Annotated in this window: 1 protein-coding gene; it reads right to left on the reverse strand. The window is 34.1% G+C overall.

From position 1 onward, the window contains the following. A partial coding sequence (locus AC1DPQ_RS28740; RefSeq protein WP_477611713.1) for a hypothetical protein occupies window positions 1-484 on the reverse strand: 484 nt, incomplete at its 3' end. Window positions 485-1,009 lie beyond the last annotated feature (525 nt).

Genomic DNA, 1,009 nt, shown 5'->3' on the forward strand with positions numbered 1-1,009 from the left:
CCTTCAACTCACCTCCTGAACATAACGTGTCATGAAAATGTTGGAGAAATTCACCTCTGGAATTTATAAATTCTGGCAGTTTATTTTTAAATAGTTCTGCATCTTGTTCAATATCGAAACGGTTTTTAGACTGCGGATTAATCTTATTGCCATTTTGTACTAGGATGGTAGTTAAATTTTGAACCCAATCTTTGAACACATCTCCAGTTAGGCTTTCAAATAATACATGCAGTAGAAGAACGTTCTTATAAGCGATAACTTCAAAGGGAACCCAGTTTGCTGAAGATGCCAAAAAATCATAGGCAATCTTATATTTCAAATCTTCCAGAGAGCTTGCTTCACCGATTGATTTGGGTTCCAACTGATTGATGAAGTCAGCTGATGATAAATGTTCTGCAATTTTGCTGCAGCCGGATCCCAATCGGCCCGTTAAGCCTATGATAGTAAAATCATTCCTTAAGGAATAAAATTCTGTTAATTTCATAAAGAGTTTTGTTAATTTCCAGCAATGCTACAAAATTTCTTCGAAAATAGATGTGCATGAAGAGGAATAGCAACAATAACTCAGTATATTTTTAAGAAATAAATTGATAGGCTTAACATTCCGTGAAACAATTCCATTATATAACATTTTACATTTGACGATGGCTGCGTATTTCAGCCGAAAATGTCCCTTTGTTTCGGACTAAGCTGAGCACCTATTTGATTATTGGATAAAACATATTTGGTTGCTTTCCCTCTGAACAGATACACATTGGATCAAAATCCATTTTTCCTGTAGCTTTAGTGGTGTAATCCATTCTACCAGCAGATTTACCTTCAGTGTTGCCTCACTGATCAAAATTCTTATGTGGAAAAGGAACAATATTGTGTTTATTCCGCAATCCATTTGAAGTTATTTAGGCTGATTCAATTTTAATATTTATTCTTTCAGCCATTTCCTCGATTAAATTTTTACTGGCAGAAAATAAGTACTTAGTTATATAATAAGTTTGTGCTTGATTGATCT

This window comes from Pedobacter sp. 01T416_2 (assembly GCF_056398925.1).